Origin of the sequence: Streptomyces europaeiscabiei (genome assembly GCF_036346855.1) — a bacterium.
Classification (GTDB): Bacteria; Actinomycetota; Actinomycetes; order Streptomycetales; family Streptomycetaceae; genus Streptomyces; species Streptomyces europaeiscabiei.
In genome coordinates, this window is record NZ_CP107841.1 from 9,390,240 (window position 1) to 9,413,814 (window position 23,575).

Below are 23,575 nucleotides of genomic sequence, written 5' to 3' on the forward strand. Positions count from 1 at the left end.
AACGTTCTCACATTGTGGTGAGCGCTTCAAGGATGGGGACGCGGCTGTATCGGCCGGAGGCAGGTGGTTGCACATGCCCGAGCGGGTGCGCGGTGGGCGCGCCGTGGTCCGGTGGGCATGCCTGAAGCCCACCGCAGACGCCGTGGGTGGTTGGTTCCCGGTGTGAGCTACGGCCCCCGCGGGGAGCCGCCCCTCACCGGCTGCCGATCGTGCGCCTCAGGCGCCGGCCCAGCCCTGGAGAGCCCCGTAGTAGGCCGCAGTCAAACGGCGGATCGCTTCTTCCTCCGGGAGCCCGGTGCCGATCAGGTCCAGGATCTCGCGCGGATCGAACATGGCGTTGTACAGGAACAACGCGTGATCAAAATGATCGTCCGGCACGTCCAGGTGCCGCATCACACTGCGAATGGGGCGCTCCCAGGCGTCCCGGACCGGGGTGATCACCTCGTCGTTGTCGCGCAGGCGGGTGAGGAACCCCGTGCGCGATCGGATCTGGACCATGGCGGGGCCGTAGCTGCGGACCAGACGAGACCATTCCCGCACCACGTCCTCGAACAGGGCCGGGCCGGTCTTGGGGCAGTCGTGGCTGTAGTTGCGCAGCTGGACGATCACGCCGAGCAGATAGGCCTTGAGGAGCTCCTCGATCGACGGGAAGTACCGGTAGGCCGTGGCCAGCGACAGGTTGGCCCGCTCCGCGATGACCGCCATGGTCATCGCGGAGGGCTCGGTCCTGAGCGCTTCTCCCACGGCCTCCAGGAGCTTGCGCCGGTTGCGGACCGCGTCGCGGCGCATGCCGCGCCCAGCACCCTGTTCCTCATTCTTGACCGTCAGGGGGAGCCTCCCGGGATGCCTCATCGCAGAGAGGTGTCTCACCTCTGGGCAAGACGATAGTGACGTCCGTCCGAGTCGCTCAAGCGGCGGGGCCTCGCCCGGTGCCGGGAGGTGCATGAATGGCACTGCTGATATTCCCCGGTGCCCCCCGGGGCCTCTGACCCGGAGGGCTGGGCGAGCGGATCTCAACGCGGGACGATCGTCACCTCGACCCGGTTGAAGCGGGAGCTGTCACCCCTGGTGTGGAACGGCACGTCGTCAGGGCTGGGGCCCGTACTCGACGCCCCGGCCTGCGGCGAGTACTGCTGGTGCGGGTTGCAGGGGCCCGGTGCGGCACGTTCGCGAGGACCTTCGGCCTGGTGTCGACCTTCAGGCGTCCGCGACCGCGCAACTCGGTGAAGATCCGGTCAGGGCGCACGAATGCCTCCACGCAGGTCGAGGATCTTCTGTCGCAGCTCCGCGGTCTTCGCGTAGGGCCCCCGAGAGCCGCGGGCCCCGCTGTTCCTGTCTTCGCCTGCTGTGTCACGGGTCGAGCACAGAGCAGAACCTCGCCCTGACTCAATGTGCCAACGTGGCTTCTGTTCCAGCATGGCGAGGCGGCGAGGTCGCCGTCCGGACGACCTCCTAGTAGGTGACCACCGCGCGGAAGCGGACGGCGCCCTCGGCGACCTTGTCGACCACCGTGGCCACCTCCTCCTTCGGGAACGTCTCGACCATGGGGGTGACCTTTCCCGCGGCGGCGAGGTCGAGGGCCTCCCGGAGGTACTGCGGCCCGTTGTGGGTGGAACCGATCACCTGCATTCGCGTGCCGATGAACGGAAGGCCCCGGCCGGCGGGCGGGACGGTGAAGGGGGCGGTGGGGTCGATGCCCGACAGGACCAGTCGCCCGCCGGGCCGCAGGCCCGTCAGCGCCTCCGCCGCGGCCGGATACGACTTGCCGGTCGCCAAGATGACGTCGGCGCCACCCGCTGCGCGCAATTCGGCGCCGTTCGCCACGACCTCGTCCGCGCCCAGCCGCCGTACCACGTCGTGTTTGTCCGCCGAGCTTGTCATCGCGATCGTCTCGAGGCCGCAGGCGTGCGCGAACTGCACCGCCAGATGGCCCACCGCGCCGATGCCTAGCACGGCGACCCGCTCGTGCGGCTGAGGATCCCCGGCGCGCAGGGCGGACCAGCCCGTGTAGCCCGCGCACAGCATGGGCGCGGCCAACTCGAAGGGGAGCCCGTCGGGCAGGAGTACGGTCTCGTCGGCGCCCACGACCATGTACTCGGCATGTCCGCCCTGCACGCTGAAACCGGTCGTGGTGGGTGCCGCGCACGCGAAGGCGGCCTGCCCGGTCACCGGCAGACCCGCACGGCAGTAGTCGCACCGTCCGCAGGCGGCCCGTACCCAGTGGGTTCCCACCCGGTCACCGACGCGGCGCGTGGTGACCCCCGGCCCGACCGCGACGACCTCGCCCGCCGGCTCGTGTCCGGTGATCGCCGGGTCGACCGAGGGGAACCGGATCGCCCCGGTGGTGGCCAGGACGTCGTTGACGCATACGCCGGAGGCGCGCACCCGCATCAGCACCTCGCCGGGCCCCGGCTGTGGAGTAGGCACCTCGCGCAGTTCCCACCTGCCGTTGACCTCGGGTATCACGGCTGCCTTCACGAAGTTCACCTTTCTTGTGCGACGGAGGAAGGGAGGGCGCGGATGTCGGCGACCACCGACGGCGCAGGAGGTACCCGCGCGTCACGACAGGGTCACAGCGTGCCGACGTCGGTGCGACGGCGGTCCTCCTTCATGGGCAGGGAGGTGACGGTGGCGCGGAGTTCGCGCTGGGCGGTGCCGGGGTTCCCCCACAGCACCGTCACCTCGGTGCCCGGTGCCGCCAGGTCGCGATCGATGACGCAGAGGGAGATGGTGCGGCGCAGGTGCGTGCTGTACGTGCGGGAGGTCGAGACGCCTACCGGGTGTCCGTCGACCAGCACCTGGTCGAGGCTGGCGCCGATCTTGCGCGGCATCTCCATGGGATCGGGCAACGGGCCGTCGCCGAACTGGGAGGCGAACAGGGCGATCACGTCCTCGTTGTTCCAGTGCAGGCCTGCCAGGTGGCGCGCCGGACCGCCTTCGGCCGCCTCCGCGGCCAGCGCGTCGCGTCCGATGAAGTCGTGGGAGGTGAGAGCTCCGCGACGGCCCCAGCCGAGCTCACCGGGACGGCGGAAGTACTCCGTCACGTCGGTCGGGACGAAACTGCCGTCCGGCATCCCGCGGGGAAAGAGCTTGGGTGCCCCCGGCGTGATGATCGACGAAGGCAGGTAGTCGATGCCGACGGTCGCGATGCCCGCCTCGATGTGGGCCACGAGTTGGGAGCGCATCCCCAGTTGGCGGATGCCGTGCTCGGTCCCGGCCTCGACGACCGCCGTCCAGATCGCGTTGGCGTCGTCGGCGGACCCGTGCAGTTCGTACCCCAGCTCTCCGGAGATCCCCGAGCGCAGAATCCGCACGGGGATACCGCTGATACTGGTCATGCGGCTCCGGTTGAAGCCGATGTCCCGCAGGCTCTCGCCGGTCGCGGCTTCGAGTGCGAACAGCGACGTCGGACCCTGGATCTCGAAGATGAACAGCTCAGGGCTGATCACCTCGCTCTTGGCGTCCCAGCCGCCCTGGTCGATCTGCCAGGCGGTCCAGTCGACGCCGCCGCCGCTGTAGACGAACTCCTCCTCGGCCACCCGGTACAGCAGGCCCTCGGAGGCGATGTGGCCGCGTTCGTCGAGCTGGACGTGATGCTTGATCTGGCCGGGCTCGAAGCGTGACAGGTTGTTCATGCCGATGCGGGTGAGCGCGGTCAGGGCCTCGCTCCCGCGGACGCGGAGCTTGCCGATGGCCGACCAGTCGCCGATATAGCACGACCGCACATGGGCCAGGCTCTCCTCGCCCCAGTTGGTGTACTCGTAGGGGATGAAAACGGGCGTCCACCGGAAGAGCAGACCCTTGACGTTCGCCTCGTCCTGCGCGGCGGCCGCCGGGCTGAACACCGCCGGCCGCTCCACGTCGAAGGGGCGGTCGGCCAGTTCCAGCAAAGCCTGGTAGCGGGCGCGCTGCCGATCGGTCAGATGCTCCATGGAATTCCTCCGCGGTGATGGTGGTGCGGCATCTCTGACCCGGAGGTGTTTCGCCGGGAAGCCGTCATTTCGCCGAGCCGCATACGCACGAGACAAATGGACGGGGTGGTCTGGGCCGCTGATTCGGCAGGCGACGAACATACGCCGCCCTGGTCACGCGGTCACGTCGTCACGTCGCCGACTTCCAGACCCTTCAGCTGCTCCAGGTAGAACGCCATCCATTCCATGGAGAAGCCGCCGTTCAGCCGGAGGGCGAAGTTGTAGAGCAGGAAGGGGTGGACACCGAGCTGGAACAACTCGCGGAGGTCGGTCCTGGCCAGCGCCTCCCGCTCCTGATCGGTCAGGTCGCGGCCGGCGAGGACGGCCTCCGGGGCTCCCTTGAGCTGCTTCGCCAGGTCGCCGTCGGCGGCGACCTCCCACAGCACCCGGTTGGTGGCGTACCGGCTCATGGGGCCACCACCTCCGATACGGGGACGGACCCATGGTCACCCCAGGCCAGGAAACCGGTCGGCGGGGCGAAGGTGCAGGCGACCTTCTCGGCGTAGTCCGGGGTGGCTCCCCCCACAGCGCCGAGTGCGAAGAGGAAGTCGAGGAATCCCGGGGTGCCGCTGCCGATCGCCGCGAGCGACTCGTAGGTGGTCTCCTTGATCAGCGACGCCGTGTCACCGGCGGTGATCTGCGCCCATACCCGCTTGTCCCACGCCGTCTCCGGCTCGGTCTGGAACCGTGCCATGGCCGGGTTCCCGATCGCGTTGGACAGGTGGCCGCTGGCGATGATCGCCACCCGCAGGTCGGCCGGGTGCGCCTCCACCATCTCGACGATGGCGGCGCCGAGGTCGTAGAAGCGACGTCCGGTGGCCACCGGGGGAGCCATCACGTTGGTGAAGATCGGAACGACCGGTAGGTCCTGCTCGGGCCTGAGGAAGCTCAACGGGACGGTGAACCCGTGGTCGAGCAGGAAGTCATCGCTGTAGGAGAAGTCGATCCCGCGCTGGAGGCCGCCGCGCAGCAGGTGCCGCGCGATGTCCCCTTCCAGGGCGGTGTCGTAGGGGCCGATACCGAACAGCTCCTGCTCGTGCGGGAACGGGCCACGCGCCCGGACCGCCTTGCCGATAAGGAAGGTCGGCATGTTGTCGTAGAACCACTGGTTGAAGTGGTCCCCGGAGACCACCACCAGCACGTCGGGCCGCGCTGCGGCGAGCCGCGCGCGCAGTTCCGCGAAATGGGCCACTGATCGCTGCAGCGGCTCGGGAGCCGCCGACCCGCCGGCGGCAACGCCGGGGAGCAGCGGGTCGTGGGGAGTGCACAGCACTTGGACGACGCTGGCCATCGATCACCTTTCACCATGGAACCCTCCAGGCAGACCGGCCCTACAGAGGGGATCTCCACATTCGGTGGTAACAGCGTGAGCGGTGCGAGGTCGTTGTGGAATAGCGGAACCTGTATGCGCACTATCCACGGAGCGAATGGTCCGACGACGTTCGTCGTGTGGCGTTCCGTTCCCCGGAGCAGTGCCACCAGCATGGGAGGGGGCGCCAGATCCTTGTATTCCGCCCCGCGGTGCGAGCCGTCCCGAAGCGCAGACACGGCGTGCGCTCGGGTATTCAACTGGTCCATGCCTGCGATATGAAACCGGGTATTGGACGCGGCTCGGGCTACCCACAAGATGGTTCTGCACCACGGGAGTTCGGGGTTTCCACAGCGGAGCCGCCGGGCTTCCCGGTGCTCACCGACGCTCGTTGGCATTCGGCCCGGACGTCTCTCATCGCCCTGCACCGATCTCCTCAACCTGCCCTGACGCACCCGGGAGTCCTGCCTTGTCCAGCATCCAGAACGCGCTCATCGTCGGCGGGGGCATCGCCGGCCTGACCGCCGCGACGGCCCTGTCCCGTACCGGAATCTCCTGCGACGTCGTCGACCTGGCGGACGGTCCGGCCGGGGCCGCCATCTCACTGCTCAACCGGGCCGTCGACGGTCTCGCCGAGATCGGAGTCCTGGATCAGTGCCTGGACGAGGGGCTGGCGGTGTCCCCGCAGGACATCTTCGCCTACTTCGACGCGGCGGGGAAACCGGTGTCCACGCCGCCCATGCCTCCCGCACCGACGTCCGCTCTGCCGCACGGCATCCTCATCTACCGGCCGGCCCTGGCGAACATCCTCAGGCGAGCCGCGGAGGGGGCCGGCGCGAGCGTGCGCAACGGTGTGGGTCTCGCCGGGCTGCGGCAGACGGAGGACTCCGTCACCGCCACCCTCACCGACGGGTCGGAGCGGGCGTACGACCTGGTCATCGGCGCGGACGGCATCCGGTCGACGACGCGTTCGCTCATTCTGGGGGACCAGGTGACCCCGGCCTACTCCGGCCTCACGATGTTCCGATGGGTCGCCGACGGGGTGCCGGACGTCGGCCCGATCGGGCACTACGAGTCGGAGCACCTCTGCGTGACCCGGCGGCAGCGGGACGGCGGCCTCTACCTCGCGACCGGCCGCGAATTCCCGGAGCGCCCGCGGATCGATGCGGCACAGGCCAGGCAGATCGTCCGGGAGAACCTCCGCTCGTTCACCGCGCCGCTGATGCGCGCGCTGGAGGAGCGGCTCACGGACGACACGAGGATCATCGTCAACGACTACGACTGGCTGCTCGTGTCCGAGCCCTGGTCCCGGGGCCGGGTCCTGCTGATCGGCGACGCCGCGCACGCCACCACTGCCCACCTCGGCGCGGGCGGGGGCATGGCGATCGAGGACGGAGTGGTCCTCGGTCAGGAGTGCGCGGCCGGAGGCCCGCACCAGGACGTGTTCAAGCGCTTCATGACACGGCGCTTCGAGCGGGCTCGTCTGGTCGTGCAGACCAGCGTCGAACTGGACCGCATGCAGCAGCGGGGCGAGCCGATCGCCGCCCAGAACAAGGTGCGGGGGCGGGCGATGGAGGCTCTGTCCAGCCCCTACTGAGCGCCCCGTGCCCAGGCGCGTGCGGACCGCAGGCCCACGCGGGCCGGCGAGCATGGCGACGCACGACCGCCGGACCGGGCGTCGCCCCTGACGGACGGCGCCCGGTCCGGTGCGCTCATCGAGGCGCGCCTGCGCGCTCACCGGACTTCGACCCCCGTCGAAGCACCACGCTCACGTCACCGCCCGCTCACGAGCCGGAGGCCGGGGACGATCCGGTCAGGAAGCCCTCGTCGTCCCGGTACGGCTCCAGTTCGTCGGCGGTGACCAGCCATGGGCCCGGGGTGCCGGCGAAGTCCTGCCCTCGGCCGGGCCCAGGCCGACCCTCAGCTCCCGGCGCTGCAGGTCGCGCGCGGACCAGTCGTTGAGCACCGTGCAGCCGAAGACGGCATCACGGGCCTGCTCCGGAATCGGCGACCCGCCGCGCCTGCCGACGACTGCGGCGACCTCGAGCGCGAAGTCGAGCAACTCCGAGCCGGGCGGGACGGCGACGTCGTCACGGGCGCCGACGAGCGCGTAGGGGTTGGCGAAGCAGAAGGTGGGTGCCTCGTGCCACTCCGGCATCACTCCGCCGTCGGTCATGCTCCGTACCATCCCCCGTACGAGGTCGAGACTGCCCTTCCCCCGGGAGGGCGTGCAGCCCTACCTCGGAGGGGACACCCGAAGACGTCCTGCCCTGGGACTCCCAGGTCGTGAACTTTCATCGACCCGGACCGGCGAGGTGGAGGGGCGGCGGAGCGAGCGTGTTCGACGGACGTCGGTCGACGATGACGTCGTGCACCACGGGCACGATGGGCTCCTTGCCCGTCATTTGACGGCGAGGGGGTTGACCGGTGCGCCGACGGCGCCGGTCACGGGCAGGGGGGCGGCCACGAGAAGGAACTCGTAGACGCCGTCGGCGGCGCAGTCGACGGCCAGGGTGTCGAGGTCCCACAGCTCCCCGATGAACAGGCCGATGTGCGGGATGGCGACCTGATGCAGCGGCTGGAAGGCGACATCGAACTCGTTCGGGCGCACCTCGAAGCCCCAGGTGTCGGTGGCGATCCCGGCGATCTCGGAGGAGTGCAGCCAGTCGGCCGTGGCGAACGACAGACCGGGGGCGGGACCGCCCGCGTAATCGCCCCAGCCGTCGCCCGCGGCGATGCCGCGCCGGGCCCGGGTGAGCTGGCCGGTGCGCACCAGCAGCAGGTCGCCGCGCCCGACCCGGGCGGTCTCACCTTGCGCGGCGATGGTCGCATCGAGGTGTTCGGCGGTGATGGCGAAGCCGTCCGGCAGTTCGCCCTCGGCTCCGATCGTCCTGCCGACGTCGAGCAGCACGCCCCGGCCGGCGATCCTGTCGGCCACGGTCTCGATGCCGGTGAGCCTGTCTCCCTCGCCGGTCACCACCTGTGAGGCGCGGCGTCCGTTGTAGGCCGTGCCGTGGTCGAAGATGTGGCCGAGGCCGTCCCACTGGGTGGAGGCCTGCAGCGGCATGAACACCACGTCGTCCGCGCCGCCGAGCCCGTGCGGGAACTCGGCCGGGCCGAACTCGGCGTCCAGGCCGGAAGAGAGCATGGTGTGCACCGGGTTGGTGCGCCGCCGCCACCCCTTCTGCGGACCTTCCGCGTCGAAGCGCTGGGCCAGCGAGAAGCTCACGCCGCGGCGGGCCAGCCCCGCTCCCTGTGCCCGTTTGGCCTCGTCGAGGAAGTTCAGCGTGCCGAGGACGTCATCGGCGCCCCAGCGGCCCCAGTTGGAGACGCGCGCGGCCGCGGCGGCGATGGCCCCTTCGGGATCGGAGCGGTCGAACGTGGTCACAGGTCTTCCTCCGTGGAGTTCCGATCAGGGATCGGCGGCAAAATCATCGGGACTTCGTCATGGGTGCGGTTCCCACCGCGGGATCGGACCGAGGAGGCGGGCGGCGTTGCCACCGCGGGATGGCGTCGGGAGTAGGCGTTCAGCCGCTCGCCGAGGGTGCAGCCCAGGGGTGGATGAACACGGCCGTGCCCAGTTCCTCGGCGGCGGCCCAGAAGTCGGCCGGCGACGGGTCGTCGAGTTCCCGGCCCGGGCCGGCGGAGGTCGTGATCTGTACTTCCCGCGTACCGAGATCGCGGACCGCTGTCACCCGCTGGCCGACGGCCAGGTCGGAGTACCGCAGCGTCACGGCTCCGATCGGAAGCAGCCGAGCCGGTTCCTTCGCGCACCACGCGGCGACGCCCTCGTTGCCCACCGCGACGATGCGGGTGGCCGCTTCCGGTCGGCCCACGCACGCGGCAGCGGTACTGCGCTGACCGCCTGCACCTGCACCTGCACCTGCACGCGCGCGGCGTCCATCGCGGCCAGCCGCAGGTCGAGGTCGACCAGCTTGGGCCCGGGCTCGGCCATCTGCTTCAGGTTCACCGCCAGGGACGCCCGGCCGAGGGTGGCCGCGTCGGTCTCCCGCCGGTCGTACTCGGTCGGCCGGCCGTACTCAGTCGGTCGGGAAACGGCCGAAGTGGGGCTTGCGGCCCTGCAAGTCCTCGGCGACGCAGCGGTTGCGCTGCCGTCCGAGGTAGGTGATCTCACTGTCGATGACGTCGCCGTCGTGCAGGAAGCGACCGTGGTGCTTGCCGTTCCCGGGCGGAGAGCCCATGAAGACGATGTCCCCGGGGGTCAGCCGGACGTGCTCGGAGGCGTACGCCACGAACTGCGCCGGGTCGAAGATCATGTCGCCGGTCGGCCAGTCCTGCATGACCTGGCCGTTGACCTTCAGTGTGGTCCGGATGGTGTCGTCGAGAGTGAAGAACTGTGCGGGCACGACGAACGGCCCCGCCGGCTTGAACGTCGGCTGGTGCTTGCCCATCCAGTCGAAGCCCCACGGGATGTCGGTGCGGCGGAACTGGTCGACCGTGCCGAGGTCGTTGACGATCGTGTAGCCGGCGATCAGCGCTGTCGCCTCGTCCGGGGTGAGGAACCGACCGGAGCCGCCGACGACGACCCCGAGTTCGAGCTCCCAGTCGGGCTCGTCGCCCAGGGCCGGCAGCACGACGTCGTCGGTCGCCCCCACGAGCGAGGAGTGCATCCCGACCCAGGCGAAGGGAATCCCCTCTCGCGACCGGCGCTCCATGAACGCGAGATTGCGCTGGAAGAACTCCTCGTCGGTCTCGCCCGGCCGACGGTTGTGCTGGTTGAAGGCGTTCTTCGTCAGCATCTGCGCCGAATGCGTCTTGTAGTTGGCGCCGGCGCCCAGCAGGTTGGGATGGCTGAGCGGCGGCAGCGAACGCAGCTCCGCCAAGGGCCGGGTCGGTCGGGAGGAGTCGGTCCAGACCTCCTCGAGGAACTGGAAATTCCTGGTCCAGTCGGCGAAGACCTCGTGCAGATCGTGGAACCGGTCGGACAGGTCGGTGACCAGGCCGTCGGCGGTCACGAGGGCCGGGAAGGCACGTGTCTCGCCGGCGAAGGTACCGAGCGCGAAGGTTCCCGCGCGCAGCCCGGTCGCCGGGTCGATCGGATGTTCCGGAGCGCGCGTGACAGGGGTGGTCTCATTCATGGGTCACGTTTCCGTTTCGGTGACACTGGGTCGTGCGGGAGGCACGACACCTGGACGGCGGAAAGTCATGGATCACCTTTCGCCCTGGGCCTGGCCGACCGTTCCGGCGGACGACGAGGAGCCCGGACGACGGGCCGGCGGGAGGATGATCTGATTGTGACCCGGGCCACGAGGCCTGGGATATGCTCAGCCTTGTATGCGACCCATCGACGGAACGGATGCTCAGGCATCGACCGGCCGGTGCGGGTCGTTCGGCGAAGGTTGCCGAGCCGCACCGCTGTGCTGGTGGGATCGCCGGACCGCGCCTGGAACAGAAGCCGGGGGAGGACACCGCGGTGACGTACAACTCGACTCCAAGCCCACCGGCAGGTGGCCGCACCTCAGAGCCGTCAGCCCGGATACTGCGCAACCAGGACGTGGCGACCCTGCCCGTCCTGCGTGCCCTGCTGGTCGAGCGCAACGTCACCCGGGCCGGCGAGTCCGTCGGCCTGAGCCAGCCCGCCACCAGCGCGGTGCTGGCCCGCCTTCGTCGCCGGTTCGGCGACCAGCTGCTGATCCGGGTGGGCCGGGACTACGAGCTCACGCCGCTGGCCGCCGGCCTGCTGTCACGGATCGAGTCGGCCACCGAGGCGCTGGAGCGCGTGTTCGGCGACGACTTCGACCCCGCGACGACCAACCGGCAGTTCTCCCTCGCGCTCTCCGACTACACCGTCGCCATCCTGTTCGAGGAACTCAACCGGATTCTCGCCGAGGAGGCCCCCGGGGCCGGACTCGTCCTTCGCCCCCTCACCACCAGCTCCCACCTCGACGCCGACGCCCTGATCCGGCACACCGACGGGGTGGTCCTGCCGCATGAGCTGGTGCAGGGCTATCCCGGTCGGCTCCTGCTGCGCGACCGCTGGGTGTGCGTCGTGGCCGACAGCAACACGGCGATCGGCAGCGAGCCGACCCTCGCCGAACTTGCCGTCCTGCCGTGGGTGAGCCAGTTCACCCACTCCGATCCGGCCAGCTTCCCGGCGCTGCGCCACTTGCGGTCGAACGGCATGGAGCCGCACGTGGAGGTGGTGACCGACAGCTTCCTCTCGGTCCCGTTCCTGCTCGCCGGCAGCAACCGTGTCGCCTTCCTCCAGGAGAGACTCGCGCGACGCCTGGCACCCGTGGCGCCCGTGCGGATCGTGCCCAGCCCGGTGGACATCGGGCCGCTCAACCTGTCGCTGCGATGGCACCCGACCGTGAGCGACGATCCCGGCCACCGATGGTTCCGTGACGCGCTGGGGCGTGCGGCGGAACGCGTCGCCTAGCTGTATTGCCCTGTGAGGTCGGGGACGCGGCTGGCGGGTGGCCGACCTTTCAAGCGCGGAGTTTCCGCGGTGGTGATTGTTGGTGTGCGGCCAGTCGGGGAACGCCGCGCGTCGCCGTCCACCGCTCCTCGCGGCGCACCAGCGCCGTGGCGCAGGGGCTCTCACCTCCACGCACCTCGTCACCGCCTCACGGTGCACGTGGACCGAGGCGTGGACCCGGCCCGGCGGCCGGGGGTCCGGTCGACGACCCAGCAGGAGGACGTCGGTGGCCCGCCATCCGTGCCGTGGATTGGTGGCATACCAGTTCGACCATTCCGCATCGGTGCGGCTGTTGTCACTATCGACGATGTCGGCGGGACGAGCAGGCACCGAAAGCCCGGCTCCTCGTCGCAGACGCACTCCACCCCCTGTCGCCCGGCCGAGAGTCGGACGGCAGCCGCCCCAGGAGACGACGACGATGGTGGTATCCGATGGGACCCCTGTGCCTTCCGCGCAGGCCGCCGCTGACGCAAGCCGAGCACAACGACCGCGCAGCCGCTTTTCGCCGCGCAGCCGGCCCGCCGGGGCGGCCGCTGGGACCTGGACCGCCCGGCGACCTTCAGCCCGCCCCCGGAGGGGGCCTGCACCGGACCGGGGGCGACAGCTACGACGCCGACACCGTCCGGGCCGCCCCGACGGCCGCCTCCGCCGGGCACGGGATGCGGAACCACCCCGGCGAGCCGCCGCCGCGGACCGCCGTCAGCCGCATGAGTGAGAGAGGCGTATCGGCCGAGGAAGTCGTGGCCGTGCAGGTCGACGCCACGGGACCGGCACAGTACCCCGGGGGTGCGGAACAGGTCGCTGATGCCGTCGATGGGGATGAAGCCGCCTCCCGGCCTCGTCGCCGGGAACAGCGCTCACGTCGCTGTTCGCCGCTCCGTCCGGCGATGGACCGACGCGTGGAGCGCTTGCCCGCCGTGAGCCGTTCGGACCGTTCGTCGTGCCGGCGCCCTTCACCGACCGCGACGCCGTACGCATCGTCCTGCAGGTCATCGGACAGGTGATGCAGGAGCGGCCGCAGCCGACGCGGTCCTCGACGTCCCCCGGCTGATCCCCCACTCCCGCGAGCGGGTGCGGCTGCGGCCCGGGACCTCGTCCTCGACGAGGATCCCCGGCCGGGAAACGGCGCCCACCAAGGCGGCCGTCTCCTCTCTGCCGGCGACCTCGTCGACAGCTCCTTCACCGGCCCGGCCCGCCGGCGCAACCGCCGCGTGAACGAGGACCTCGGCGGCCGGCGACCCGTCATCGTGCTCGCCCCGAGCATGTGAGGCCCCGGCGGTGCCCTCTCCGCGCGCGTCGGCGCGACGCACTGCCCGACATCTCGCAGCAGTGACCCGGCGCCCCCGCCGACCACAACCCAGGAGGCACCCCATGACCGACCAACCGCACCTCGAGACCCTGCAGCAGCGCATCGACCGCAGCGGAGGCGCGCTGGCGATGCTGCGGACCAATCCCGCCACGCACTACCCGTTCACCTACGCCCAGGAGTACACGACCTGGCACAACGAGCAGTGGGCCTGGAAGAACGCTTGCGTCCTGTTCGACCAGTCCCACCACATGACCGAGGTGCACGTCACCGGGCCCGACGTGAAGCGCTTGATCAGCGACACCGGCGTCAACAGCCCGGCGACCCTCGGCCGTGACCGTGCCAAGCAGTTCGTCGCCGTCGGGCCGGACGGGCGTTACATCGGCGACTGCATCCTGTTCGGCCTCGAGGAGGACCACCTGAGCTTGGTCGGTGTACCCCAGGCGGCCAACTGGGTGCAGTTCCAAGCTCAACAGGGCGACTACGACGTCGAGTTCAGCGTGGACCCGGCGTCGGTCCACAACCCGCTGGGCCGTCGACAGCACTACCGGTACCAGCTCAACGGCCCTCGCACCCAGGAGATCCTGGAACGCGCCGTCGGCGGCCCGATCGACCGCATCCCGTTCTTCCGCATGGGCTCCTTCGAGATCGCGGGGACCCCGGTTCGCGCCCTGAACCACACGATGGCGGGCGTGCCGGGCGAGGAGTACACCGGCCTGGAGCTCTTCGGCCCGGTGGAGCACGGCCCCCGCGTCCTGGAGACGCTGTTGTACGCCGGCGCGCAGAGCGGCCTGCGCCAGGGCGGGGCCGTGTCCTACCTGTCCTCGACGGTCGAGTCCGGGTGGATCCCCGCAGTCCCGGCCGCCGTCTACAGCTCCCCGGAGACGGCCGCCTACCGGCAGCACCTGCCCGGTTTCGGCATGGAGGGCATGATCACCATCGAGGGCAGCTACGTCTCGGACGACATCCAGGACTACTACTTCTACCCCTGGGAGCTGGGCTACGGCTCCATCGTCAAGCTCGACCACGACTTCGTCGGCCGCACCGCACTCGAGCAGGCCGCGCAGGGACCCAAGCGTCTCAAGCGCTGGCTGGAGTGGGACACCGACGACGTCATGGAGGTGGTCCGGGCCGGCTTCTTCGGAGACGGTCCCCGGCCCAAACTGCTCAGCCTGCCCAACCTCAACCCCGCCACGATCTACCTGGACAGCGTGATGCAGGGCGATCGCCTCGTGGGCCTGTCCACGTGGGGTGGCTACACCGTCAACGTCGGGCGCGTGGTGACCATCGCCATCCTCGACGAGTCCCTGACCGACGGCGACCGCGTCGAGGTCCTGTGGGGCGAGCCCGACGGCGGAACCGGCCGGCCGCTCGGCGAACCCCACCACATACAGACCACCATCCGGGCCACGGTACGGACCCGGCCGCCGGCTCAGCACTGACGTGCCGGACCACTCGACCCACCCATCCGAGAGGCCGACCGTGAACCGACTCCCCTCCCAGCACGACGTGATCGTGCGCGCTGACCTCGTCCGGGCCGTGAGGGGTCTCGGCTACGAGGTCATCCCGTTCGCCAGGACCGAGCAGGCGGTCCGCGACCATGTCCCGACCGACGTCCCGCTCACCGTGACCGCCTCACCGGCCAAGGGGCAGGACGCGACCATCGACCTGGCCGTCGCGCTCGCGGGCCACGGTTATGCCGTGTCACCGCACCTGTCCGCCCGGCAAGTGAGGGACCACCAGCACTTGGCCGGGCTCGTCGGCAGGTGCCGCGACGCCGGTATCACCGGCGTGTTCGTGGTCGGAGGCGACCGTACCGCCGCGACGACGGCGTTCCCCGACGCTCTGGCACTGCTCCGGGCGGTGCACGAGCTGGACCACGGCTTCACCGACATCGGGATCGGCGGTCATCCCGAGGGCCATCCGGACGTCTCGGAGCAGGTGCTGATGCAGGCGCTGGCGGACAAGGCGCCGTTGGCCACGCACATCACGACACAGATCGTCTTCGATCCCCGAGCCATCCTGGCGTGGATCCTCCGGGTTCGCGCCCACGGCATCGACCTGCCGGTCCACGTCGGCCTCCCCGGTGCCGTCCACCGGCAGAAGCTGTTGCGCGTCGCAGGCGGACTTGGCCTCGGGGAGTCGGCGAAGTTCCTGAAGAAGCAGCAGACCCTGCTCCGGCGCTTCTTCCTCCCCGGCGGCTACCGGCCGGACGCCTTGCTCGCGGGGCTCGCGCCCCATCTCGGGGAGGCCGACGACACCGTCGCCGGGTTCCACGTCTTCACCTTCAACGATCTCGCGCCGACCGAGGCGTGGCGCCGGCGCCTTCTGTCGAACCTGACATGACCGGCGCCACGCGCAGCACCGTGCCGGCGCGTACCCACCCCGCCCATCCCACCGGAGTCGCCATGTCCGCAGCCACCACGTCCGAACGAACCGCGTCCGCGCCCACCACGTCCACGGGGAGCACTTCGCGTGAGGGCGGGATCCCCGACGACCGAGCCGACCACGGGCGTCTGCTGATCCAGTGCCCCGACCGGCCGGGCGTGGTCTCGGCGGTGAGCACGTTCCTCGCCGAGGCCGGCGCGAACATCACAAGCCTGGACCAGTTCTCGACGACCGCGGTCGACGGCACCTTTTTCCAGCGCACCGGGTTCCACCTCCCCGGCCTGTCCGCGGCCCGGGACGAATTGGACCGTGCGTTCGAAACCGGCGTCGCTCAGCGCTGGGGCATGACTCACCGCCTCACCGAGGCCGCCCGGCCCAAACGGGTGGCCATCATGGTGTCCAAGACCGACCACTGCGTGCTCGACCTGCTCTGGCGTCACCGTCGCGGCCAACTGGACATGAATGTGGTCATGGTCGTGTCCAACCACCCCGACCTCGCCGACGAGGTCCGGCCCTTCGGGGTGCCTTACATCCATGTCCCCGCCTCGCGGGACAACCGCGCCGAAGCCGAGAGCCGCATCCTCGACCTGCTGCGCGGCAACGTCGACCTCGTCGTGCTGGCGCGGTACATGCAGATCATCACGCCCTCCTTCCTCGAAGCGGTCGGCTGTCCGCTGATCAACATCCACCACAGCTTCCTGCCCGCCTTCATCGGGGCCGGCCCGTACCAGAAGGCCAAGGACCGCGGCGTGAAGCTGGTCGGTGCGACCGCCCACTACGTCACCGCCGATCTGGACGAGGGCCCGATCATCGACCAGGACGTCGTCCGGGTCGACCACCGGCACACCACCGCCGACCTCGTACGCCTCGGCGCCGACGTCGAGCGCGCCGTTCTCTCGCGCGCCGTGCGCGCGCACCTGGAGGACCGGCTCGCCGTCCACGGCAACTCCACCATCGTCTTCTGAACCGTCTTCCAAGGGACTACCGTGACCGCGCAGCTCATCGACGGCACCACCGTCGCCCGGCAGGTTCGTTCCGACGTCGCCTCCGGCGTCGCCGCACTCATGGACGCCGGGGGGAACGCACCCGGCCTGGCCACCGTCCTCATAGGCGACGACCCGGCGAGCGGGGTGTACGTCCGGAACAAGCGCCGCGCCTGCACCGCGGCCGGCATGACCGACCTGCACCGCCATCTTCCAGCCGAGACGACCCAGGATGACGCTGCCGCGCTCATCGACGAACTGGCGGCCGACCCGGCGGTCTCCGGGATCCTCCTGCAGTTGCCGACACCGGCCCACCTGGACGCCGCCGCCCTGCTCGCGCGCATCCCGGCGCACAAGGACGTCGACGGCCTGACCTCGGTGAACGCCGGACTGCTCGCCCAAGGCAGCCCCGGCCTGCGACCCTGCACTCCCTCGGGGGTGATGGCCCTGCTCGACGCCCACAGGATTCCTCTGGAGGGTGCCGAAGCCGTCGTCGTCGGCCGCAGCACCTTGGTCGGGAAGCCGATGGGCCAACTGCTGCTGGAGAGGAACGCGACCGTCACGATCTGCCACTCCCGCACCCGCGACCTGGCCGGTGTGTGCCGCCGCGCCGACGTCCTGGTCGTGGCGGCCGGGATTCCGGGTCTCATCGGCATCGACGCGGTCAAGCCCGGTGCCACCGTGATCGACGTCGGCATCCACCGCTCCCCGGCGGGTCTGCGCGGGGACGTGGACACCGACGCCGTCGTCGGCACCGCGGCCTTCGTCACCCCCGTCCCCGGTGGCGTGGGCCCGATGACCATCGCCATGCTCCTGGCCAACACACTCATCGCCGCGCGAGCACAGCAGGCGGATCGGTGTGGCCCTCCTGGGGCCGGCTCTCTCCGCGGCCGGCGAGCGGTCGTCCTCGGCGACGGCGCCGGCACGACGCCGTGACGAGAGATGGCGCGACAGGACGGCCCCGGCCACGAGACGGGCCGTGGGGGCACCGCCGACGGTGCCACCGTTCTCGCCGCGTACGATCACCGGTACTTCGGCCGGTGGCCGCCGCCACCAGGCGCCAGGTCGACGCCGGTCACCTCGGGAGCGGGCCCTCGCGCGGTTGCCCGCAGTACCGAGGGGCGTAGCCGGCTCTGGGCGGGGCACGCGGCTGGGGACGAGTTGGAACTCCGCCCCTGGGACGTACGGGTGCTCGCCGAAGGCACGGCCGTCACCCTGGGTGAGGCGACGGCGCCCCGACACCCGATGCCTGACGGCCCGGTCCTCGCCTCTTCGGCCCAGCCGCGGGTCGACATGGACCTCGGGTCCCGATCCGAATCCGATGGGAGCGACGCGACGACATCCACGAGGCCTTCCTCGGACTCGCTGTTCGCCTGATCAGGCGTTGGCACGTTCGTGGGCATGGCCAGGGCCGTTTGGCCAGGGCCGGTTGGCCAAGTCGCGAAGACCATCGGCGCCATGTCGGGGCACCGCCCGCCCTGTTGCCCGAGCGGTGCCCCGACACGTTCCGGTCAGACGCGGCGGCGGGTGAAGCGCTGGTTGGGGTTGCCGCTGTAGGTGTACTGGGCGATGCGGGCGCCGTCGGCGGTCGAGTACTGCCAGACATCCATCGCCAGGCCGGACTCCCGGTTGACGAGGCTGATCACACCGCCACCGTGATCGACCACGCGCCACTGCTGGCTGGTGGCGCCGGTGTCGGCCTGCTGGACGATGTCCGCGCCGGTCGCGGTGCCCGTGGGCTGGAGGAACAGGCCACTGTGCAGTGCCTTGACGCGAACGTGGCCGTCGCCGGCGTCGACGAACTCGAATTGCTGGTTGGGGCGACCGCTGGTGGTCCGCTGGACGAGTGGTGCCCCGGCGGCGGTGGAGGCCCCGTTGATCTCGGTGGCCCTGCCGCTGTGCTGGGCCAGCAGGGTGTAGAGGCCGGGGCCGCCGGGGGAGTTGCCGAGCTGCGCTTCCCACCTGGTGTTGGACCCGGACGCGTCGGCCGGGAGGCGGTCCCGTGCGGCGGTGTCGCCATACATGGTCCAGCGGGCCCAGTCGACGACGGTCCTCGGGAAGCGCTGGTCGCTCCAGAAGCTGGTGTGGCTGCCGCCGACGAAGGTGAGGAACGCCTTGGGCCAGGTGATCTCCGAGTACGCCTGCCGGGCCGAGGAGTACTGCGTGGTCGAGTCCCGGTCGCCGTGGACGAACAGGACCTTGGCCGAGACCGAGCTGGACGGGTTGCCCATGTCCACGCAGGACTGGGGGTTGGCGGAGATGATCCGGCTGTCGGGCCAGGAGGTCAGCAGCCCGTGGGTGACCATGCCGCCCAGGGAATGGCCCGAGACGCCGACGCCGATGCCGGTGTTGATGTGCCCGGCCAGCGGTCCGCTCGCGTTGAGCGCGAGGGTGTTGGTGAGGATCTGCGAGACGTCCTTGGAGGTGTTGCCGTTGTTGACGTCGGTGAAGTTGTGGTTGAAGTGCGGGGCGGGGACGACGAAGCCCGCCGAGGCCAGGGCACGGATGATGAACAGGGAGTTCTGCGGGCTGCTTCCGTAGCCGTGGGTCATGTTGTAGACGGGGAAGACCCCGCTTGCGACCGGGGCGTCCGTCACCGGGCTGCCGCCGGCGGTGCCGGTGGCCGGGTAGTAGACGTAGGTGGTGCACGGGCGGCTGCCGCGGGTCCAGTTGTACCGGCGCACGCCGACCGCGAACGGCGTGGTCGGCGCGGTGTCCAGAGGCCCGGCGGCGGCCGGTGCCTGTCCTGCGCCGAGCAGGGACAGGCCCACGCCCGCCGCTCCGGCCGCGCTCATGCTGAGGAAGGTCCGTCGTCGCAGGGTCATGGTGACTCCTTGGGTACGGGGATGGGTGGGAGGGTTCGGTGTTCGGCTGGGCGGCAGGAGCGGCGTTTGGTCGGCCGGGCGCACCGGAGGCAGGGATGAAGTCGCCGGTGCCGTCGTGGTCCAGGCGGTACGACGTCGATGACGTCGGCTATGAGGTGGTCGCGTCGTGTTCGCCGTGTCCGGGCATGACGTCGATGACCGCCGTGACCGGTCCTGCGCCGGTCGTCCCGGTGACTGTCACCTCACCTGGCTTCTCGGTCGAGCCGGGTGGCAACGGCTGCCAGCGGACGGGGACATGGGTGATCTCGTTGTCGGCGGTGGTGAGCATGCGGATGGAGGAGGGCAGCTTCGGGGCGGCTCCCACCACGGTGGCGGTGTGGACGGTGTCCTGGAGGATGTGCTTGGCGCGGCTGGCGTTGAAGACGTTGACGGACGCGTGCGGCTCCCATGTGTTCGCCAGTCCGGGCACGGCCCGGAACATCGGCTGGTAGCCCGCCGGCTCCCACACCAGCGCTCCTGAACCTCGGTTGTCGACCACGTCGTTGGCGGCCTGGAACACCCTCCGGAGCGCGTCCGCCTGCCCCTGAACGGTCCGCGGGTAGGGCGAGTTGGGCAACGGCGAGCCGTCGCCGCCCGACGCGGGGTAGGCGGTTTCGGCGATGTCGATCTCGTAGCCGGGGTACGCGGTCGCCATGGTGTTCAGGTTGAGATCCAGTGCCTCGGGCGTACCGTGCCATTCCGGGTAGTACGAGATGGCCAGCACATCGGGGTTCTGACCCTTCGCCTTCACCCGGGTGAGGAACTGGTGCCAGAACTCCATGGTCTTGGCGAGCTTGTCCCTGTCGACGATCACGTGTATCTCGACCTTGGACGTCGGTGACGCGTCACGGACCGCCTTGATCCCGGCCGCGGCCAGGGTGGTGAACCGGTCCCACGACTGGTCGTAGAGCTGACGCTCCACCGGGTCGGCCGACCGCCAGTACTTCCACAGCAGGCCACCGCCGGGCTGGGACTGGTAGACATCGGCCTGGTCGACGAAGTACGGCGGATTCGTCGTGCCGATGCCTGCCGCCTCGCTGCCGTACATGAAGCCATTGATGATCTCGTTGCCGACGGCCACCTTCTCCGGTGTGGTGCCCTGCCGGATCAACCGTTTCAGATAGTCGGCGGTGAAGTCGTACACCGCATCGGACAGGTCCGCGAACTCCAGCTCGGCCCAGGCGCGTGGTTTTGGCTGCTTGCTCGGGTCCGCCCACGAGTCCGCGTAGTGGAAGTCGATCCCCAGGCCCATGCCCCGCTGCTTGATCCACTTGGCGGAGACCAGTGAGCGCTCCGGGCCCTGGCGCGGTACCGGCGTCGGTCGGCCGGTGCTCTCGCTGCGCGGCTCGTTGAATATCCGCAGCCGGCTGTACTCGATGCCACGGTCCTTGGCCACGTCGAGCAGGTGTGGCCCGGCGCCGCGGTTCCCGGCCAAGGGGTCGACCCAGTACTGCCGGTCCTGGACGTCGTCCATCCAGGACAGATCGGCGCCGAGGGTGAGGCCCTCGCGCAGGTAGTTGAAGACCTGGAGTTCGCTGACACCTGCCCGGGTCCGGCCCGGCCCACCTGTGAAGGTCAGCCGGACGAACCGTGTTGCCGGCCGGGTGAACAGGTGCACCTCCCCTCGCGACACGGCTCGGTTGTGGGACCTGTCGGCGATGGTCTTCCACCGGCGACCGTCGGACGAGGCCTCGACGACGTACCGGTGGGCCATGCCACGGTCCGGGAAGAGCACCTTGACCTTGCGCAGGTTGTCGTAGGTTCCACCGAGGTCGACGGTGAGCCACTGACGGGCGTCGGCACGGTCCGGATGCCAGGACGTCGCCGGGTCGCCGTCGGTGGCCAGACGGGCGCCGGACGAGCCGGTGGCGGCCGTCGCCGAGGCCCAGGGCTTGGCGGCGATATTGCTTTCGATCGGCTTGATGTCCGCGGTTCCGAAGGTCGCGTGGGCCGGCTCGGGCACCATGAGTAGATTCGCGGACACCATGGTGACCAACGTCGTCGTGACCGCGATGGCGCGGGGGAGACGCGTTCTGCTCATGTCCTTCTCCTGACGATGTCACGTAGGGGCGGCATGGGCTGTTCCGTACGCTCCGCCGGTCGCTAAGACCGGCAGAGCACGGAAGGTCAGTCAGCCGACATCGAGGTAGTCGACGTTGGGCAGTCCGGCTGCCGTGGTCGGATCCCACCGGATGGTGTTGCTGCCGGCGTTCAGCGAGACGGTGACGGTCTTGGTCGTCCACGTCGTCCACGCACCGGTGGACTCGAACGACACCGTCCCCACCGTGGATCCGTTGACGACCAGGTTCGCCGGCCTCGCACCGCTGGTGGCGCCGTTGGCGAACCGGATCCCCAGGGTCGCCGTACGGGCGGTCGCGGAGTTCACGGTGAACTCCGCGAAGGCCCCCGCTGCGGCATTGCCGTTGCAGAACCCGCTACCGGAATAGCCCGCTTGGTTCGAGTCGATCGTGCCCCGGCACTGCGCCGGAGCGGTCTCTGCCTCGTGACGCCCCGGAGGCGCTGGTGTGCCGGCCAAGGTCTTGACGAGTGAGAGCTGGTCGACGGTGACGCCGCCCGAACCCGACGCCCGCACGGTGACGGTGGCGGCTCCGCCGGGCAGCTCGATGCCGGTGAGCTCGCGTTTGACCCAGCCGCTCGACGACGGGATGCCGAGGGTGCGTGGGCTGCCGTCGGCGCCGGTGATCACGACCTGTCCGGCGCTACCCCGAGCGTGCAGGGACAGGGTGTAGGTGCCTGCGGGCACCGACTCGATCCGCTGCTCGACGCCGCCGCTGTTGCTCACCTGGAGGGCGAAGCGAGACCCGTTCACACCACCGTTGACGTTGGTCACCGAACCGCCGAGGTTCCGCCATCCCCGAACGCTGGAGACGATGACGCGGTCGGCCTGGATGTCGGGGTTGAGGAGGTAGTTGTTCGCCGGTCCGGCACGCCACTCCCCGGTCGTGGCGTTGAACTGCCACTGGCTCACCGAGTGGAACTGCGGCCTCGCGCCGGTCTTGGTCACCGGCATCCACTGGTTGTACCCGATGCCGTTCCAGGCGAAGTCGGCCCAGCGGTCGCCGGCGAAGATCACCGTGTTCTGCTTGGTGCCCTTGACCGTCACGAAGAACCCGGTCTGCGTCACGTGGCTGTAGTCCATCTCGGTGCCGGCGAGTGTGTACTCGCTGGTGTAGGCCCCCTGGATGTTGCTGCTGGTCGACTCCAGGACGTGCGCGACCGAACTGTTCCAGCCGTGCAGGTCCGACGCCGCGTGGTAGTACTTGCCGTCGAGTTTGAACATGGCGTTGCCCTCGCGGCCGGAGGAGTTCTGACCGATCTGCACGCCGGGCTCCGCCCGCAGCGAGTCCGACTCCCTGAGCTTGCTGACGAAGGCGCGCCCGCGGCCTTCCCGGTTGGAGAAGATCAGGTAGTCCTTGCCGTCGTCGTCGGTGAAGACGGTCTGATCTCCGGTGCCGGTCGTGGGGGAATTGGTGATCTGGGTCTGGAAGTAGCCGTGGTCGAAGGTGTCGGTGGGAGAGTCGCCCTGGAGGAACAGGACCCCGTGCCCGCCTCCGACATAAGCCTGGGTGGCGAGCACGTACTTTCCGGTGTTCTCGTTGTACGCGGCCCCGAGGCGCCCGACCCACCCTGCCTGACCGAGGGTGGCGCCGTTCTGGATCGTGGTCGAGCGCGTCGCGACCCGGTTCTCGAACTTCCAGTTCACCAGGTCCTTGGACGAGTACACGGGGATCGAGACGAAGCTGACGTTCCCGTCGTACTTCCTCGTCGGATTGGCCCGGTAGAGCTCGGCGCCGCTGTAGTGCACGCCGTACCAGTAGTAGGTGTCACCGAACTTGAAGACCCCGCCACCCTGCGAATAAATGGGGTTGCCGCTGGTGTCGTTCCAGAAGGTGTTGTTCGTGATGGTCTGGAACGTGCCTTCGTCGGCGGCCTTCAGATCGGCGGCGGCGGTCATCAGCGCCGTCTTCGCGTCGGCGACGTCCGACGTGGTGGCCGAAGTGTCGTCGGCGACCTCGGCCGCGGCGGTCAACGCCTTGGCGAAGGGCTTCCAGGAGTCAGCCGTGTACTTCGCCGGAGTGCGCGTCCGGTAGTCGGACACCAGGTACTCGAGGCCGCGATCCACCACCGGCCCAGCAGTCGCCCCCTGGTCCTGGAGCTCCGTTGCCTGTCTCTGCGGCGCGGGTGTCTCCGCCGCGGCGGTGCTCGCCGAGAGTGGTGCCGATAACGCGACGGACAACAGCGCGGCGGCAGCCAACTTCCAGTACTTCGTGACGACATGCGATCTCTGCTTCAC

General features: G+C 69.9%; 16 protein-coding genes and 2 pseudogenes. 6 read left to right on the forward strand and 12 right to left on the reverse strand.

Going from position 1 to position 23,575, the window contains the following annotated elements; genetic code table 11:
• Positions 1 to 216: 216 nt before the first annotated feature.
• The 5 genes from OG858_RS40795 to OG858_RS40815 all read right to left on the reverse strand — a co-directional run bounded on the left by OG858_RS40795 (position 217) and on the right by OG858_RS40815 (position 5,262).
• A complete protein-coding gene (locus OG858_RS40795; RefSeq protein ID WP_327747910.1) occupies positions 217 to 789 on the reverse strand; it encodes a TetR/AcrR family transcriptional regulator in 573 nt (190 codons plus the stop codon).
• Positions 790 to 1,452: 663 nt separating this feature from the next.
• On the reverse strand, positions 1,453 to 2,478 hold the full coding sequence (locus OG858_RS40800; protein ID WP_086748704.1) for an alcohol dehydrogenase catalytic domain-containing protein: 1,026 nt from the start codon (positions 2,476 to 2,478) through the stop codon (positions 1,453 to 1,455).
• 92 nt (positions 2,479 to 2,570) lie between these two features.
• Positions 2,571 to 3,932 (reverse strand): glycine cleavage T C-terminal barrel domain-containing protein, encoded by a 1,362-nt coding sequence (locus OG858_RS40805; RefSeq protein ID WP_086748696.1) that lies wholly within the window; start codon positions 3,930 to 3,932, stop codon positions 2,571 to 2,573.
• 161 nt (positions 3,933 to 4,093) lie between these two features.
• Positions 4,094 to 4,381 carry a hypothetical protein gene (locus OG858_RS40810; RefSeq protein ID WP_086748697.1) on the reverse strand — a complete coding sequence of 96 codons (288 nt, stop codon included), beginning with the start codon at positions 4,379 to 4,381 and terminating at the stop codon, positions 4,094 to 4,096.
• Positions 4,378 to 5,262: a DODA-type extradiol aromatic ring-opening family dioxygenase gene (locus OG858_RS40815; RefSeq protein ID WP_319065647.1), complete on the reverse strand. Its 885-nt coding sequence runs from the start codon at positions 5,260 to 5,262 to the stop codon at positions 4,378 to 4,380. Before OG858_RS40815 ends, OG858_RS40810 begins: the two co-directional genes overlap by 4 nt.
• Before the next feature lie 487 nt (positions 5,263 to 5,749).
• Between OG858_RS40815 and OG858_RS40820 the strand changes: the two genes are divergently transcribed.
• Positions 5,750 to 6,877, forward strand: coding sequence for an FAD-dependent monooxygenase (locus tag OG858_RS40820; RefSeq protein ID WP_179201007.1), 1,128 nt, complete (start codon positions 5,750 to 5,752; stop codon positions 6,875 to 6,877).
• 217 nt (positions 6,878 to 7,094) lie between these two features.
• On the opposite strand, the pseudogene OG858_RS40825 reads toward OG858_RS40820, so the two are convergent.
• From OG858_RS40825 to OG858_RS40840, 4 genes and pseudogenes are all read right to left on the reverse strand, one after another.
• Positions 7,095 to 7,477: pseudogene (locus OG858_RS40825) on the reverse strand (fumarylacetoacetate hydrolase family protein); the annotation flags it as partial.
• A gap of 204 nt (positions 7,478 to 7,681) precedes the next feature.
• Entirely contained in the window at positions 7,682 to 8,668 is a 987-nt protein-coding gene (locus OG858_RS40830) for a cyclase family protein (RefSeq protein ID WP_086748700.1), read from the reverse strand.
• A 139-nt stretch (positions 8,669 to 8,807) separates the two neighbouring features.
• A pseudogene (locus tag OG858_RS40835) lies at positions 8,808 to 9,119 on the reverse strand (amidohydrolase family protein); the annotation flags it as partial.
• A 201-nt stretch (positions 9,120 to 9,320) separates the two neighbouring features.
• Complete coding sequence (locus tag OG858_RS40840; protein WP_086748702.1) at positions 9,321 to 10,379, reverse strand: fumarylacetoacetate hydrolase family protein; 1,059 nt, start codon at positions 10,377 to 10,379, stop codon at positions 9,321 to 9,323.
• Positions 10,380 to 10,795: 416 nt separating this feature from the next.
• Between OG858_RS40840 and OG858_RS40845 the strand changes: the two genes are divergently transcribed.
• The 5 genes from OG858_RS40845 to folD all read left to right on the forward strand — a co-directional run bounded on the left by OG858_RS40845 (position 10,796) and on the right by folD (position 17,332).
• Complete coding sequence (locus tag OG858_RS40845) at positions 10,796 to 11,680, forward strand: LysR family transcriptional regulator (RefSeq protein WP_319272683.1); 885 nt, start codon at positions 10,796 to 10,798, stop codon at positions 11,678 to 11,680.
• Between the two features lie 1,410 nt (positions 11,681 to 13,090).
• Positions 13,091 to 14,467: an aminomethyltransferase family protein gene (locus OG858_RS40850; RefSeq protein WP_086748001.1), complete on the forward strand. Its 1,377-nt coding sequence runs from the start codon at positions 13,091 to 13,093 to the stop codon at positions 14,465 to 14,467.
• A gap of 40 nt (positions 14,468 to 14,507) precedes the next feature.
• Positions 14,508 to 15,371, forward strand: coding sequence for a methylenetetrahydrofolate reductase (locus OG858_RS40855; protein ID WP_319065644.1), 864 nt, complete (start codon positions 14,508 to 14,510; stop codon positions 15,369 to 15,371).
• A gap of 62 nt (positions 15,372 to 15,433) precedes the next feature.
• Positions 15,434 to 16,378: a formyltetrahydrofolate deformylase gene (purU, locus tag OG858_RS40860; RefSeq protein ID WP_319065643.1), complete on the forward strand. Its 945-nt coding sequence runs from the start codon at positions 15,434 to 15,436 to the stop codon at positions 16,376 to 16,378.
• A gap of 21 nt (positions 16,379 to 16,399) precedes the next feature.
• Positions 16,400 to 17,332 carry a bifunctional methylenetetrahydrofolate dehydrogenase/methenyltetrahydrofolate cyclohydrolase FolD gene (folD, locus tag OG858_RS40865; protein ID WP_086753910.1) on the forward strand — a complete coding sequence of 311 codons (933 nt, stop codon included), beginning with the start codon at positions 16,400 to 16,402 and terminating at the stop codon, positions 17,330 to 17,332.
• A 575-nt stretch (positions 17,333 to 17,907) separates the two neighbouring features.
• On the opposite strand, the gene OG858_RS40870 is transcribed toward folD, so the two are convergent.
• From OG858_RS40870 to OG858_RS48355, 3 genes are all read right to left on the reverse strand, one after another.
• Positions 17,908 to 19,221 (reverse strand): RICIN domain-containing protein, encoded by a 1,314-nt coding sequence (locus OG858_RS40870; RefSeq protein ID WP_319065642.1) that lies wholly within the window; start codon positions 19,219 to 19,221, stop codon positions 17,908 to 17,910.
• A 148-nt stretch (positions 19,222 to 19,369) separates the two neighbouring features.
• Positions 19,370 to 21,301, reverse strand: a complete 1,932-nt coding sequence (locus OG858_RS40875) for a glycosyl hydrolase 53 family protein (RefSeq protein ID WP_086751043.1) — start codon at positions 21,299 to 21,301, stop codon at positions 19,370 to 19,372.
• A gap of 90 nt (positions 21,302 to 21,391) precedes the next feature.
• Positions 21,392 to 23,575 (reverse strand): family 43 glycosylhydrolase, encoded by a 2,184-nt coding sequence (locus OG858_RS48355; protein ID WP_373420878.1) that lies wholly within the window; start codon positions 23,573 to 23,575, stop codon positions 21,392 to 21,394.